The organism is Cyanobium sp. BA20m-14 (assembly GCF_024346295.1).
The window spans coordinates 14,926-27,467 of the sequence record NZ_JAGQCR010000010.1; the positions used below are offsets into that span (position 1 = coordinate 14,926).

At 67.2% G+C, this 12,542-nt stretch carries 17 protein-coding genes; 13 read left to right on the forward strand and 4 right to left on the reverse strand.

The features are described 5' to 3' along the window. Positions 1 to 40 precede the first annotated feature (40 nt). Positions 41 to 676, forward strand: a complete 636-nt coding sequence (locus KBZ07_RS02070) for a shikimate kinase (RefSeq protein WP_254930054.1) — start codon at positions 41 to 43, stop codon at positions 674 to 676. Here the strand turns inward: KBZ07_RS02070 and KBZ07_RS02075 are convergent. Beyond that, entirely contained in the window at positions 665 to 934 is a 270-nt protein-coding gene (locus KBZ07_RS02075) for a chlororespiratory reduction protein 7 (RefSeq protein WP_254930055.1), read from the reverse strand. The two genes, KBZ07_RS02070 and KBZ07_RS02075, sit on opposite strands and share 12 nt — an antisense overlap. Between KBZ07_RS02075 and KBZ07_RS02080 the strand changes: the two genes are divergently transcribed. Beyond that, positions 933 to 1,652, forward strand: a complete 720-nt coding sequence (locus KBZ07_RS02080) for a DUF6816 family protein (protein ID WP_254930056.1) — start codon at positions 933 to 935, stop codon at positions 1,650 to 1,652. The two genes, KBZ07_RS02075 and KBZ07_RS02080, sit on opposite strands and share 2 nt — an antisense overlap. Here KBZ07_RS02080 and KBZ07_RS02085 read toward each other — a convergent pair. After that, on the reverse strand, positions 1,609 to 2,328 hold the full coding sequence (locus KBZ07_RS02085; RefSeq protein ID WP_254930057.1) for a glutathione S-transferase family protein: 720 nt from the start codon (positions 2,326 to 2,328) through the stop codon (positions 1,609 to 1,611). The two genes, KBZ07_RS02080 and KBZ07_RS02085, sit on opposite strands and share 44 nt — an antisense overlap. Positions 2,329 to 2,394: 66 nt before the next feature. Here KBZ07_RS02085 and KBZ07_RS02090 point away from each other — a divergent pair, with 66 nt between their 5' ends. The 6 genes from KBZ07_RS02090 to KBZ07_RS02115 are packed head-to-tail and all read left to right on the forward strand — an operon-like array spanning position 2,395 to position 7,679. Next, positions 2,395 to 2,601, forward strand: coding sequence for a DUF751 family protein (locus tag KBZ07_RS02090; RefSeq protein WP_254930058.1), 207 nt, complete (start codon positions 2,395 to 2,397; stop codon positions 2,599 to 2,601). A gap of 2 nt (positions 2,602 to 2,603) precedes the next feature. Then, a complete protein-coding gene (gene rbfA / locus KBZ07_RS02095; RefSeq protein ID WP_254930059.1) occupies positions 2,604 to 2,996 on the forward strand; it encodes a 30S ribosome-binding factor RbfA in 393 nt (130 codons plus the stop codon). Beyond that, on the forward strand, positions 2,986 to 4,620 hold the full coding sequence (locus KBZ07_RS02100; protein WP_254930060.1) for a glycoside hydrolase family 3 N-terminal domain-containing protein: 1,635 nt from the start codon (positions 2,986 to 2,988) through the stop codon (positions 4,618 to 4,620). Before rbfA ends, KBZ07_RS02100 begins: the two co-directional genes overlap by 11 nt. A gap of 3 nt (positions 4,621 to 4,623) precedes the next feature. Continuing rightward, complete coding sequence (locus KBZ07_RS02105; RefSeq protein ID WP_254930061.1) at positions 4,624 to 5,679, forward strand: Rieske 2Fe-2S domain-containing protein; 1,056 nt, start codon at positions 4,624 to 4,626, stop codon at positions 5,677 to 5,679. A gap of 9 nt (positions 5,680 to 5,688) precedes the next feature. Continuing rightward, positions 5,689 to 6,885, forward strand: coding sequence for a glycosyltransferase (locus tag KBZ07_RS02110; RefSeq protein WP_254930062.1), 1,197 nt, complete (start codon positions 5,689 to 5,691; stop codon positions 6,883 to 6,885). After that, positions 6,885 to 7,679, forward strand: coding sequence for a uroporphyrinogen-III synthase (locus KBZ07_RS02115; protein WP_254930063.1), 795 nt, complete (start codon positions 6,885 to 6,887; stop codon positions 7,677 to 7,679). The genes KBZ07_RS02110 and KBZ07_RS02115 overlap by 1 nt, the downstream gene beginning before the upstream one ends. On the opposite strand, the gene KBZ07_RS02120 is transcribed toward KBZ07_RS02115, so the two are convergent. Further along, the gene (locus KBZ07_RS02120; RefSeq protein WP_254930064.1) at positions 7,676 to 8,119 is read right to left on the reverse strand and encodes an SRPBCC family protein; all 444 of its coding nucleotides are present in this window, start codon (positions 8,117 to 8,119) and stop codon (positions 7,676 to 7,678) included. The genes KBZ07_RS02115 and KBZ07_RS02120 overlap by 4 nt on opposite strands. 8 nt (positions 8,120 to 8,127) lie before the next feature. Then, entirely contained in the window at positions 8,128 to 9,588 is a 1,461-nt protein-coding gene (gene zds / locus KBZ07_RS02125) for a 9,9'-di-cis-zeta-carotene desaturase (protein ID WP_254930065.1), read from the reverse strand. Positions 9,589 to 9,688: 100 nt separating this feature from the next. Between zds and KBZ07_RS02130 the strand changes: the two genes are divergently transcribed. From KBZ07_RS02130 to KBZ07_RS02150, 5 genes are read left to right on the forward strand one after another with little or no spacing between them, the layout of a single operon-like run. Then, positions 9,689 to 10,066, forward strand: coding sequence for an iron-sulfur cluster assembly accessory protein (locus KBZ07_RS02130; RefSeq protein WP_254930066.1), 378 nt, complete (start codon positions 9,689 to 9,691; stop codon positions 10,064 to 10,066). Then, positions 10,063 to 10,443: a type VII toxin-antitoxin system MntA family adenylyltransferase antitoxin gene (locus KBZ07_RS02135; protein ID WP_254930067.1), complete on the forward strand. Its 381-nt coding sequence runs from the start codon at positions 10,063 to 10,065 to the stop codon at positions 10,441 to 10,443. Before KBZ07_RS02130 ends, KBZ07_RS02135 begins: the two co-directional genes overlap by 4 nt. Then, entirely contained in the window at positions 10,440 to 10,865 is a 426-nt protein-coding gene (locus KBZ07_RS02140; RefSeq protein ID WP_254930068.1) for a type VII toxin-antitoxin system HepT family RNase toxin, read from the forward strand. The genes KBZ07_RS02135 and KBZ07_RS02140 overlap by 4 nt, the downstream gene beginning before the upstream one ends. A 27-nt stretch (positions 10,866 to 10,892) precedes the next feature. Then, the gene (locus tag KBZ07_RS02145; RefSeq protein ID WP_197151806.1) at positions 10,893 to 11,315 is read left to right on the forward strand and encodes a hypothetical protein; all 423 of its coding nucleotides are present in this window, start codon (positions 10,893 to 10,895) and stop codon (positions 11,313 to 11,315) included. Continuing rightward, a complete protein-coding gene (locus KBZ07_RS02150) occupies positions 11,312 to 12,508 on the forward strand; it encodes a lipid-A-disaccharide synthase-related protein (protein ID WP_254930069.1) in 1,197 nt (398 codons plus the stop codon). The genes KBZ07_RS02145 and KBZ07_RS02150 overlap by 4 nt, the downstream gene beginning before the upstream one ends. The last annotated feature ends 34 nt before the right edge of the window (positions 12,509 to 12,542 follow it).

The window sequence follows — 12,542 nt, forward strand, 5'->3', positions numbered from 1 at the left end:
TCCATCCTAGAAACGGGCCCTGGGTACTGGCGCCGCTGGCATGACCTCCCCCCCCCATCCCACCCATCAGGCCCTGGCCCAAAGGCTCAAGGGCCTCAACATCTATCTGGTCGGCATGATGGGGGCCGGCAAGAGTGCGGTGGGCCGCCCCCTGGCCCAATTCCTGGGCTACCGCTTCCTCGATGCCGATGACGCGATCGAACAGGTGGCCGGCCGAACCATCCCGGAAATTTTCGCCAGCGACGGGGAAGCTGGGTTTCGCGACCTGGAAACGGCGGTGCTGGGCCAGATCGCCGGCTGGCACTCGCTGGTGGTGGCCACCGGCGGAGGGGTCGTGACCCGGCCGGAGAACTGGGGTCACATGCGCCAGGGGGTGGTGGTGTGGCTGGATGCGCCCGAAGCTCTGCTGCTGGAGCGGCTGCGCCGCGATCCCACACCGCGGCCCCTGCTGGAGGCCGTCGACCCCACCGCCCGCCTCGGAGAGCTGCTGGGCCAGCGCCAGCCCCTCTACGGGCAGGCCGACCTGCGGATCCAGCAGGATGGGGCCGATCCCGGCCAGGTGGCCGGCCAGGTGCTGGCGGGGCTGCCGGCCATCCTCAAGCAACCGGCTGCCGCGCCCCAGGCCCCGATCAGCCTGCGCAACGCCGATGGCAACAGCACCGCCTCACTCAACTGAGCCCGGGGGCTCGATCCGCACGGCGAACCACTGGATCGCCCGACCAGGGGCAAGCTCGAGTTCGCAGGCCGTTGCCAGCAGCCGCTCGGCCCGTTCAATTGAGGTGGCCAGGACCGCCAGGTCGGCCGGCATGGGCTCGAGCTGCTCAAGCTTCCCCTCAAGCCAGGCCAGGGTTTCGGCCGCAGTGAGAATTTGCTCAGCCCCGGCGGGTTCGAGCACCACGTAATGATCAAGCTCCCGCAGGAGGGGATCGGACATGGCAGCAGCCCTATTGGCACCCATCCTGGCGCTGCTGCTGGCGGTGAGCTCTAACGCTCTGGCGGATCGGGCCAGCATCTGGCCCGAGTGGCGTCTGCCGGCGCCCCTGGCCCGCCCCTTAAACCTGCCGGGGCAACGGGATCTCACCTACCCCGCCTGGATGGAGGGCCGCTGGCAGCTACACAGCGACAACTTCGATGTGGTGGTGCAATTTGCCGCTGACGCCAACGGTGCCGTGGTGGGCGATCGGGCCGGCAACGCGGCGGCGATCGGGCGGGCGCTGCTGGGGGAAGCCCTGCTGGAGGTGGCGGACGACCCCGCCAACCCCAACCGCCAGATCGCTTTGCTGCGCGGCAACCAGCGGCTCGAATCCACGGTGGTGGGGCGGCGCAGCGAAACACCGGATGGGGATCACTTCTGGGCCGATGAACTGGCCCTGCAGGTGCTGCATGGGCCGGGCGATCCGCGGGTGAGCCGGGTGGAAACCCTCAGCCACTACAGCCGCCACAGCGACGGCAGCGTGAGCGCCGAGCAGTGGCAAGCCAGCTACCCCTCGCCCGCCCTGGGGTTGGCCGCAGCGGCCAGCAGCAGCAACCACTTCAGCCTCGAGCTGACCCTGGTCAACCCCGATGCCCCAGCCAACCGCTGTGCCCAAGCCGACCCTGGTGCTCGAGTCAGCCCCTGCCGGCCTCCGCCGCAATCCGATCCCGCCAGCTGAACAGGGGCTCCAGCAGGGGATGGTCGACGATTCCACCCACCCCCAAACCCGCCAGGGGGACGCCGCTGCTGGGTGGAAATTTGAGCAACCCCAACTGGGCCACCACGGCCAGATCGGCCAGGGAGAGGCGGTCGCCCACCAGGTAGGGCTGGTCGCCCACCAGCACGGCGAGCTGCTCGAGGTTGGTCTGCAGTTGCTGGCGCTCGGCTACGCCAATCACGCTGGCCAACGCCTCGCCCACGCCGGCCAGCACCCCGCCGGGCAGGCTGGTCACCAGTTGACGCAAGGGGCCCGGGGTGGAATCGGGCAGCAGGGCAGAGCGGAGCTGGGCGTCGCTGGCCGCGGCCTGCACCAGGGCCAGCCGGCAGCCCGCCGCCAGGGCCGTATCGGCCCAGTCTTCAACCAGCAGCACCCTGGCCCGCTCCGCCGGGGCCTCGGGCAGCAGTTGGGGCTCGGGCTGGTGCCGCTCGAGATAGAGGGCAATGGCGGTGGAATCGGCGATCACCTCAGAGCCATCCACCAGCACGGGCACTTGGCGTTGGCCGGAGAGACGGAACAGCTCCAACTGGCCCAGGCCAGGGCTCACCTCCACGACGGTGTAGTCGAGCCCTTTGACCGCCAAAACCAGCCGCACCTTCTCGCAGAAGGCGGAATGCCTGAACTGATACAGCTCCATCGGTCAAATCCAGCCTCTGGGCGGCAGAGTAGCCAGCACGCAGCAACGACCGACCAAGCCCGCCCGATGAAGGACTTTTTCCTCAATGTGACGCGCTACCCGCGCTACCTGGTGGCCTTTGGCCTGGGTTTGGCCAATTCGGTCTTCGAGCCCCTGGCCGCCAGGGGCCGCAATCCGGTCACGGCCGTGGCCCTGATTGGGGCCAGCATCAGCGGCCTGCTCAGCCTCGCCCTGATCCTGCATGCGATGGTGAATCCCACACCGCTGGCATAGCCATGGCACAGAGCCGAAGGGTGGAGCGGGTGGCTTCCCTGATCCGCCGGGAAGTCAGCGAACTGATGATTGGTGGGATCAAGGACGACCGGGTTAACCAGGGAATGGTGAGTGTCACCAGCGTGGAGGTGGCAGGCGATCTGCAGCACTGCAAGATTTTTGTCAGCATTTACGGCAGCGAGGAAGATCGGGCCCAGGCCATGGCGGGCCTGGGCTCGGCCAGCGCCTATGTCAAAGGGGAGCTGGGCCGCAGGCTGAAGATGCGGCGCACGCCCGAGGTGGTGTTCGTGCTGGATCGGGGCATCGAGAAGGGCACCTCCGTGCTGGGCTTGCTCAACCGGCTCGAGGGGGAGCGGCAAACCAAGGGCGAACCAGCCGAAGCCAGTGAGTTCTGAGGCCGGGCCAGACACCGGCGCCAGGCCCGATGGGGCCCTGCTGCGGCTGATCCACCAGCTGCTGGTGGTGCGCACCAGCGGCAAATTGGCGGATCACCAGCGCGGCTATCCCCGCTGGGAGTTGGCCAATGCCGAACTGCGCAGCTTGCTCGAAGCCGGCGTGGGCGGCGTAATCCTGCTGGGGGGCAGTGCGGCCGAGCTGGCCCTGCGCTGCGCCCAGCTCGGCCGCTGGGCCGGCCAACCCCTGCTGCTATGCGCCGACGTGGAGGAGGGGGTGGGCCAGCGCTTTGAGGGAGCCACCTGGCTGGTGCCGCCCCTGGCCCTGGGCAGGCTCTACGGCCGGGAGCCCGAGCGGGCCCTGGCCCTGACCGAGCGCTACGGCCGCTGCACCGGCCGGGAGGCACGGGCCCTGGGGCTCAACTGGGTGCTGGGGCCGGTGTGTGACGTCAACAACAACCCCGCCAACCCGGTGATCAACGTGCGGGCCTGGGGAGAGGATCCGGCTACGGCAGGCGCCCTGGCGACGGCCTTCCTGCAGGGCGTGCAGGCAGAAGGGGTGTTGAGCTGCGCCAAGCACTTCCCCGGCCACGGGGACACCAGCAGCGATTCCCACCTCACCCTCCCCCTGCTGGCCCACAGCCGGGAGCGGCTGGCGGCGATCGAACTGCCCCCCTTTCAACAGGCGATCGCCGTAGGGGTGGCCTCGGTGATGACAGCCCACCTGATGCTGCCCGCCCTTGATGGCGAGCGGCCAGCCACCCTGTCCAAGCCTGTGCTCACGGGCCTGCTGCGCCGGGAGTTGGGCTTCGAAGGCCTGATCGTTACCGATGCCCTGGTGATGGACGCCATCACCGGCCGCTACGGCGCCGGCGAGGCTGCGGTGCTCGCCCTGGAAGCTGGCGCCGACCTGGTGCTGATGCCCGCCGACGCCGGCGCCGCCATAGGGGCCATAGCGGCAGCGCTGCAGGGCGGGCGCCTGGACCGGGAGCAACTGGAGGCCAGTGCCGAGCGGCGGCGGCGGGCCCTGGCGGGGCTCGGGGCTGGGGCGCCAAGCGCGAGCCGGCCCGACCCCGAAGCCGCCGCCCAGCCCGACCAGGCCCTGGCCCTGGAGCTGGTGAGGGCCACCCTGGAGGCCAGCCCCGGAGGAGAAAGGCCTTCCCAGCCCGGGGTGAACCTGATCCGGCTGGATTCGGCCCTGGCCGCCCCCTTCCTGCCAGCCACAGCCCCGGCAGTGGCCAAACCGGAGGCCCAGGGCTGGCGCACCGTGCTGGTGGAGGGCCGCAGCCCCAGCCCCTGGAGCGGCCTGGCCGAGGCGCCGCTGGCCCTGGAGCGGCTGGGGCCTGGGCCGGTGCTGCTGCAACTGTTCGTGCGGGGCAATCCCTTTCGCGGCAGCGCCAACAGCGCCGAGCCCTGGCCCGCAGCCCTGCGCCAACTGGCCGCCTGCGGCCGCCTGGCGGGGCTAGTGGTCTACGGCAGCCCCTACCTCTGGGACCAGTTACAGCCCCTGCTGCCGCCAGGCGTAGCCGGGGTCTACAGCCCCGGCCAGATGCCCCTGGCCCAGGCCGAAGCCCTGGCAAGGCTCGGCATGGGAGAGGATGGCGGGCAAAATATTTTTACAACCTAATAAATGGCTCCATCTTCCGGCAATTCAAACTACTTAAAAGGCGCCTGGTATCCAGTTGCTCGCTCAAAGGCGATCAAAAAAAATGTGCTTTTCAAGTCGAAAGTTGCCGGCATCCCAATTGTGCTGACCAGGCTGGGCAATCCCTTCGCCCTGGTTGATAGCTGCCCCCATCGGGGCTTTCCCTTGAGCTATGGATCCATTGATGGAAATGAAATCCAATGCAAATACCATGGCTGGAAGATCAATGCAATCAATGGGGACTGCATCTCCATTCCCTGCCTCACCGAAGCCCAGAAGAAGCTGGGCATTGAGACCAAAATAAAATCCCAGTCCCTGGCTTGCGTCGAGCGCGGGGGAATGACATGGGTTTATATACCTTGCGGCAAAGAGAGGGCTTATACGTGTCTTGAATCACTGCCGGCCAGCTTTGATCGGGATCCAGACGTATACATCGAAAAGATTTTCAAAGCTGACATCGATCAATCCACAATTGGCCTCATCGACCCCGTACACGTGCCTTTTGTGCACACCAGCAGCTGGTGGAAAAAAACAAATCCCCAAGACTTCAAAATCGAGCAAAGAGACTTTGAACCCAGCCAGCGCGGCTTCACCCTCAAGCGACACGTCATCACCAATTCAGGAAAACCCTACAAGCTGCTCGGCGAACCAGTTGAAACGGAAATACGCTTTGAGCTGCCCTCTCTCCGCCTAGAAATCATCCAAGGCACGCGCCATGCCGCCTGTTCCCTAACGGTGCTTGCCCCAATCGACCAGCAGACAACCAGGGTGCATCAATGCCTTTACTGGAGCTCACCCTGGCTGTTGCCACTCAAGCCGATCCTAAAGGCACTTGGAGATACATTTCTAGATCAAGATCGCGTCATCGTCGAACAACAACAAGAGGGGATTGCCCACAATCCTGTATTGACATTGGTTGAGGGTGCGGACACCCAAGCCAAGTGGTATTTACGAATTAAACGCGAAATGGAGCGCTGCCAAAGTGAGGGGATCCCCTTTGCAAATCCCCTCACGCCGGCCAGTCTGGAATGGATGAGCTGATCTTCGCCCATGCTCAGCCTCTCAATGATTGTGCGCAACGAAGCGGAGCGGCTGGAGCGCTGCCTGGCCTCGGTGGCCGGCTTCGTTGACGAGATGGTGGTGCTGGACACCGGCTCCAGTGATGCCACCATCGCCATCGCCGCAGGCTGCGGTGCCGTCGTGCACCAGCTGCCCTGGCCGGGGGATTTCGCCCCAGCCCGCAATGCCGCCCTACAACACGTGCGAGGCGACTGGGTGCTGGTGCTCGACGCCGATGAGTGGCTGCTGAGCGAGGCCCGGGGGCCACTGCGGCAGCTGATGGGCCAGAGCGATCTGCTGCTGATCAACCTGCTGCGCCAGGAGCGGGGGGCCGCCCAATCTCCCTACTCCAACGTGAGCCGCCTGTTCCGTCGCCATCCGGCCATCCACTGGAGCCGGCCGTACCACGCAATGGTGGATGACAGCGTGCTGGCCCTACTGGAGCAGGAGCCCCACTGGCGACTGGCCGATTGCGACGTGCCGGCCCTGGGCCACGATGGCTACCGGAGCGAGCTGCTGGCCAGCGGCGACAAGGCCCGGCGGCTGCGCCAGGCAATGGAGGCCGATCTGGCAGCCCATCCAGGCGATCCCTACGCCTGCGCCAAGCTCGGCAGCCTGGAGGTGAGCGAGGGCAAGCGCGAGCGCGGCATCGCCCTGCTGGAGCAGGGGTTGGCCCGGTGCCCAAGCTCCAGTCAGCCGGTGCGCTACGAGCTGCTGCTGCACCTGGCCATCGCGGTGGCCGGCAGCGACCCGGCCCGCGCCGAGCAGCTCTACCGCCAGGCCCTGGCCCTGCCGCTGCCGCCACGGCTCACCCTGGCGACCCGGCTGAATCTGGCCGGGCTGCTTCAGGAAGCCGGCGCCCTGGAGGAGGCCTGCGCCCTCTGCCAGCAGGCCACCGCGGCCGCTCCGGAACTGGCCCTGGGCTGGCTGCAGCTGGGCCTGGTGGAACGCCGCCGGGGGCGGATTGGGGCGGCAATTGGGGCCTACCGCACAGCCCTACAACGGGACCCAAACCATGCCAGCGCCCACCAGAATCTGGCGGTCGCCTTGCTGCTGGGCGGTGATCTGGCCGGTGCGCGCTCGGGCTTCCGCCGCGCCATCGAGCTGCTCCAGCAGCAAAACCGCCCTGACGAAGCTGAGGCTTTGAGGCGGCAGGCCGGCACGATGGTCAAGCTGGATGGGGCGTAATGGCAGATCTGGGCGGCCGCACTATCGCCGTGACCCGGGCCGAGACCCAGCTGGGGGAGGCCCGGCGCCTGTTTGAGGCGGCTGGAGCCTCGGTGGTCGACCTGCCTGCCCTGGTGGTGACACCCCCCGATGAATGGGGGCCGCTCGACGATGCCCTGGCCGAACTCGAAGACTTCCACTGGCTGGTTTTCTCCAGTGGCAACGGCGTGGAGGCCGTGGAGCAGCGGCTGGGCCGCCTGGGGCGCAGCCTGGCCCACCGCCCCAGCGGCCTCAGGATTGCCGCAGTGGGCCGCAAAACCGCCCGGCAGCTCGAGGCCCTCGGCGCCCCTGCAGACTTCATCCCGCCCAGCTTCGTGGCCGACAGCCTGCTGGAGCACTTCCCCGCCCCGGGCTGGGGCCTGCGGCTGCTGCTGCCCCGGGTGCAGAGCGGCGGCCGCACCCTGCTGGCGGAGGCCTTCGCCGAGGCCGGCGCCCGGGTGGTGGAGGTGGCGGCCTACGAAACCCGCTGCCCGGTTGGCCTGCCCAGCGCCGCGGTGGCAGCCCTGGAGCAGGGGCGCCTAGATGGGATCACCTTCAGCAGCGGCAAAACGGTCAGCCACACCTGCGAGCTGCTAGAGGCGGCCTATGGGCCCGGCTGGGCCGCCCAACTGGAGGGGGTGGCCGTGGTGTCGATCGGGCCCCAAACCAGTGAACGCTGCCGGGCCCTGCTGGGCCGGGTGGATGGGGAAGCCGATCCCCACGACCTCGCGGGGCTGGTGGAGGCCTGCGGCCGCTGCCTCGGAGCGGGGCCCTAGGGATAACGGGTTTGAACCAGATCCCGGAAACGGTCGAGGTTGGCCTGGAGCTCCTTGGTGACGATTCCCCCCAGGATGCTGGGCTCCATCAGGGGCGCCAGAATGCCGGGCAGCTCGTAGCTGACGCTCAGCTTCACCGCCGTAAGGCCGTCATCCTGGGGGTAAAAGCGCACCGCCCCTTTGGTGGGCAGACCCCCGACCGATTCCCAATGCAGCTGCTGGGCCTCGACCCGGTGACTGATGCGGGCCTTCCAGTGGAAGCGAAAGCCCTGGGCGGCCAGGGTCCAGTCGGTGAGGTCTGGATCGTTGGGTTCGGTGACCACCGATTCAATCCAGCGCATCCACTGGGGCATGGATTCCAGGTCGCTCCACACCTCCCACACCTGCTCCACCGGGGCGCGGATCTCGGTGGTGACGCTGTGCTCAAGCCATCTGCCCATGAAATGTCCTACGCGATCGTGGTAGTGGTGGCCAGGATCGCCGTGGCGGCCAGACGCCCACTCATGGTGGCGCCTTCCATCGAATCGATGTAGTCCTGCTTGGTGTAACTCCCGGCCATAAAGAAATTGGTAACCGGCGTGCGCTGGTCGGGCCGGTAGGGCTCCATGCCAGGCGCCTCTCGGTAGAGGGACTGGGCCAGCTTCACCACATTGCTCCATACCAGCTTCAAGTTGGCGGCGGAGGGGAACAGCTCTCGCACCTGGGCGTCGGTGTGGGCCACGATTTGCTCGGTTTTGCTGGGGATCCAGCGATCGCCTGGGGTGAGCACGCACTGGAGCAGGGAACCCAGCCCCTCCCTGCGGTAGTCAACGGGGCTGGCCAGGGCCAGGTCGGCGAAGCAGCTGAAGTCAGCGTCGGCGGTGTACAGCAGGTTGTTGAGGCCGCTGGGATGGGCCAGATCGCGGCGGGCCGCCTCCTGCGGGGCCCCATCTCCGAGTTCGGTCACCCAGCCGTCGTAGCGCAACTGCACCGTGGCCACCGGCACCGCCTCCAACTTGTAGAGGTTGTCAAACAGGGGCCACTGGCGCCAGGCCGGCGGGATCAGGCGCTGGATGCCGGGCACGTCACAGGCGGCGAGATAGGCATCGGCCTCCACGCTGATCTCACCCTCGGGGCTGCCGAGGCTGAGGCCGGTGACCTGGGTGGCGCCGGCCGCTGAATCTTCGAAGTGCACCTGGCTGACCCGGTGGCGCAGGTGCAGCCGGCCGCCGCGCTGCTCGATGTAGTCGAAGATCGGGCCGGTGAGCCAGCGGTGGGGCGAACCCTTGAGCAGGTTGAGCTTGGAGGCCTCGGTTTTGGAGGCGAACATCATGAAGATGGTGAGCATGCAGCGGGCCGAAATGGCCTCGCAGTCGATGAAGCCGAGGGCGTAGGCGATCGGATTCCACATCCGCTTGATGCTCTGCTGGCTGCCGCCATGGCCGAGGAACCACTGCTGGAAGCTGATCCGATCGAGGTCGCGGATCACCTTCATGGCCCCCTCGTAATCCACCAGGCCCCGCACGATCGGGCTGGTGCCGAGGGCCAGGGCATTGCGCAGCTTGTCGATCCAGCCCAGCTGGGGGGTGGTGAAGAAGGCCTTGAGGCCGTTGAAGGGGGCGCCGAGGGCAAAGCGGAAGTCGAGCTCGCGCAGGTCACCGCCCGTGTTCACAAACAGGTGGGTGTGGTCCTTGGGCAGCAGGTTGTCGATCGCCCCCACCTTGCGCAGCAGGGCAAAGAGGTTGGTGTAATTGAAAAAGAACACATGCAACCCCATCTCGATGTGGTTGCCTTCCCCATCCACCCAGCTGCCCACCTTGCCGCCGAGGAAGGGCCGGGCCTCATAGAGATCCACCTGGTGGCCAGCGTCCACCAGGTCAACCGCCGCGGCCAACCCGGCCAATCCAGCTCCCACAATGGCGACCCGCACCCCGTTGCACCCGCAAAGTTGGGACGACTCTATGGAGACAACCCACCAGGCAGCGGCTGGGCGGGCTCCATACAGTGGGTTCAGCAGGTATTGAGCCCCGATGAGCACCGCAACCTTCACCGCCAAGGACGGCAAGGGGATCCAGATCACCGAACCGGCCATGAAGCAGCTGGCGGCGCTGATGGACCAGCAGGGCTCGGCCAAGGTCCTGCGGGTGGGGGTGCGCTCCGGGGGCTGCAGCGGCATGAGCTACACGATGGATTTCGTCGATGCCAGTGCGATCCAGGGGGATGACGAGCACTACACCTACGAACCCAGCGGTGCCCCCAGCTTCCAAGTGGTGTGCGATCCCAAGAGCCTCCTCTACATCTATGGGATGCAGCTGGATTTTTCCTCGGCCCTGATCGGCGGCGGCTTCAACTTCACCAACCCCAACGCCAGCCAGACCTGCGGCTGCGGCAGCTCGTTCGCGGTGTGAACCAGAGCGCCCTACCGAGCGATCTAGATCTGGTGGTGCTGTTCGGCTCAAGGGCCAAAGGCTCCGCAAACGAATCGAGCGACTGGGATTTGGCGGTGTTGCTCCAGCCCAATCCCCAAGCCCCCCTGCGCCTCTTTGGCCTGGACCTGGAACTGGCCGGGGCTCTCGGCTGCTCCAGCGATGCCCTCGACGTGGTGGACCTCTCGAGATCCTCCTACTTGCTGCAGCGAGTTGTTGCAGAGGATGGTCAGTTGCTATTTGAACGGCAACCCGGCATGTTTGCGGCCTTCAAGTCTCGGGCAAGGCGCCAATGGGCTGACTGGACCAGACGCCAGGCCAAACTCGAGCTCGAGCGTGCCGGGGCCGTACTGGAATGAGCCCCCTGGAGCAAGCGGTAATCCGGCGCAAACTCCAGCATCTTCAGGAGCTGGTGATGCTTTTGAGAGCCGAGAGCACAACTGGCTTGGCAGATTTCCTCAGCGACCGCCGCCAGCAGCTGCTGGTGGAAAGGCTTTTGCACCTGAGCGTGGAAGCCGCCAGCGATCTCCTGGAGCATCTCCTGGTGCAGGGTTCGGGCCGCCAACCCCAGACCTACGCCGATACTTTCATCCAAGCCGGCCAGGCAGGCCTGATCAGTCCAACCCTGGCCCAGCGCCTGGTGCCAGCAGCAGGGCTGCGCAATCGGCTGGTGCACGACTACGAAGCAATTGATCCCAGCCGGGTGCACGCCGCAATGGGCATCGCCCTGGCAGACCTCGACGAGTTGGTCTGCCAGTTGTCCGACCAGATGGCAATCTGAGGTCACGACCAGGCCTGCCGCCTCCCCATGACCTCCCCAGAAGCATCCTCCCTGTTCGAGCAGGCCATGGAGCGCTACCAGCAGGGGGCGGCGCCGGCCGACTTGATCGGCAGCTTCGTTGCCATCACGGAGCAATCCCCCAACCAGGCGGCGGGATGGACCTGCCTGGCCTGGCTGCAGCTGCTCGATGGCCAGCACCAGAGCGCCCTGCGCTCCGCCAAGACCGCCGTGCGCCTCAACCCCCAGGACCCCCAGGCGCGCATCAACCTGAGCCTGGCCATGCTGGAAACCGGCGCCAAGGGAGTGCGCGAACACATTGAGATCGTGCAGCGGGTGTTGGCGATGGCCCCGGAGATGGCGGCGGAGCTCAACGCCTCGATCGCCGATGGCCTGGTGCGCCAACCGGGCTGGAAGGCAATGGAAAAGGTGAAGGCCTGGCTCGCGGCTTGAAACCGGTTCTGCTGCTCAGCAACGGCCATGGGGAAGACCTCAGTGGCGCCCTGGTGGCTTCCCACCTGATCCAGCGGGGCATTGCCGTGGAGGCCCTGCCGCTGGTGGGCCATGGCGCCAGCTACCGCCAGCTGGGCATTCCGGTGCTGGGCCGCACCCGCAACTGCAGCACCGGCGGCCTGGGCTACACCAGCCTGGCGGGGCGGATCGCCGAACTGCTCGAGGGCCAGATGCTCTACGTGCTGAGCCGCCTGCTGCTTTTGAGGCGGCGGCGGCGCCACTACGGGCTGGTGCTGGCCGTCGGCGATCTGCTGGCCGTGCTGGGGGGCTGGTTTTCAGGCCTGCCCACCGCCGTGTATCTGGTGGCCTACTCCAGCCACTACGAGGGCCGGCTGAGGCTGCCCTGGCCCTGCGGCTGGCTACTGGGCCGGCCAGGCATCAGGGCGATCTGGAGCCGCGATGAGCTCAGCGCCGCCGACCTCAGCGGGCAACTGGGGCGGCCCGCCAGCTTCCTTGGCAACCCCTTTCTCGATGCGGTGAGCAGCAACGAATCCCCACCAGCGGGGGCAGGAGATCCGGAACTGCTCCTAGTGCCAGGCAGCCGCCTGCCGGAGGCGGCCCGCAATCTGGGGCTGATGCTGGAGCTCCTGGCAGAGCTGCCTGGGAAATTGCCAGTGGAATGGCCGGGGGGACGGCGCCTGCGGCTGCGGGCCGCCCTGGTGCCCGGCCTGGAGCGGGCCTGCATTGCCCAGCTGGCCGCTCCCCTGGGCTGGCAGCTGGAGGGAGAGGACCGGCTGGTGCGGGGCCCCCTGGAGCTGGAGCTGAGCTGGGGCGGGTTTGGGCAACTGCTGCCCAGCGCCCAACTGGTGCTCTGCAGCGCCGGCACCGCCGCGGAGCAGGCGGTGGGGCTGGCCATACCGGTGCTGCAGCTACCTGGCCAGGGGCCCCAATTCACGCCGGGGTTCGCCGAGGCCCAGCGCCGCCTGCTCGGTGCTGGGGTGTTCTGCGCCCCAGATCCCGCCAGCGCCGCCGAGTTGGCGCACCAACTGCTGGAGCAACAGCTTGATCCAATCCGGGGGCCGGCCCTGCGCCGGCAGCTGGCCACAATTGGAAAGGAGCGCATCGGCAGGCCTGGGGGCAGCCAGGCCATGGCCGGAGCGATCATGAACCTGCTTGCGGCTTCGGCGCGATGACCACCCCCCCCACCCGGTTGCAGCAGCTCAAGGG

What these genes read in the sequence shown, in the direction of transcription:
- KBZ07_RS02070 (WP_254930054.1), top strand. Translation starts at nt 41, where the DNA reads ATGACCTCCCCCCCCCATCCCACCCATCAGGCCCTGGCCCAAAGGCTC.
- KBZ07_RS02080 (WP_254930056.1), top strand. Translation starts at nt 933, where the DNA reads ATGGCAGCAGCCCTATTGGCACCCATCCTGGCGCTGCTGCTGGCGGTG.
- KBZ07_RS02075 (WP_254930055.1), bottom strand. Translation starts at nt 934, where the DNA reads ATGTCCGATCCCCTCCTGCGGGAGCTTGATCATTACGTGGTGCTCGAA.
- KBZ07_RS02085 (WP_254930057.1), bottom strand. Translation starts at nt 2,328, where the DNA reads ATGGAGCTGTATCAGTTCAGGCATTCCGCCTTCTGCGAGAAGGTGCGG.
- KBZ07_RS02090 (WP_254930058.1), top strand. Translation starts at nt 2,395, where the DNA reads ATGAAGGACTTTTTCCTCAATGTGACGCGCTACCCGCGCTACCTGGTG.
- rbfA (WP_254930059.1), top strand. Translation starts at nt 2,604, where the DNA reads ATGGCACAGAGCCGAAGGGTGGAGCGGGTGGCTTCCCTGATCCGCCGG.
- KBZ07_RS02105 (WP_254930061.1), top strand. Translation starts at nt 4,624, where the DNA reads ATGGCTCCATCTTCCGGCAATTCAAACTACTTAAAAGGCGCCTGGTAT.
- KBZ07_RS02110 (WP_254930062.1), top strand. Translation starts at nt 5,689, where the DNA reads ATGCTCAGCCTCTCAATGATTGTGCGCAACGAAGCGGAGCGGCTGGAG.
- KBZ07_RS02115 (WP_254930063.1), top strand. Translation starts at nt 6,885, where the DNA reads ATGGCAGATCTGGGCGGCCGCACTATCGCCGTGACCCGGGCCGAGACC.
- KBZ07_RS02120 (WP_254930064.1), bottom strand. Translation starts at nt 8,119, where the DNA reads ATGGGCAGATGGCTTGAGCACAGCGTCACCACCGAGATCCGCGCCCCG.
- KBZ07_RS02130 (WP_254930066.1), top strand. Translation starts at nt 9,689, where the DNA reads ATGAGCACCGCAACCTTCACCGCCAAGGACGGCAAGGGGATCCAGATC.
- KBZ07_RS02140 (WP_254930068.1), top strand. Translation starts at nt 10,440, where the DNA reads ATGAGCCCCCTGGAGCAAGCGGTAATCCGGCGCAAACTCCAGCATCTT.
- KBZ07_RS02145 (WP_197151806.1), top strand. Translation starts at nt 10,893, where the DNA reads ATGACCTCCCCAGAAGCATCCTCCCTGTTCGAGCAGGCCATGGAGCGC.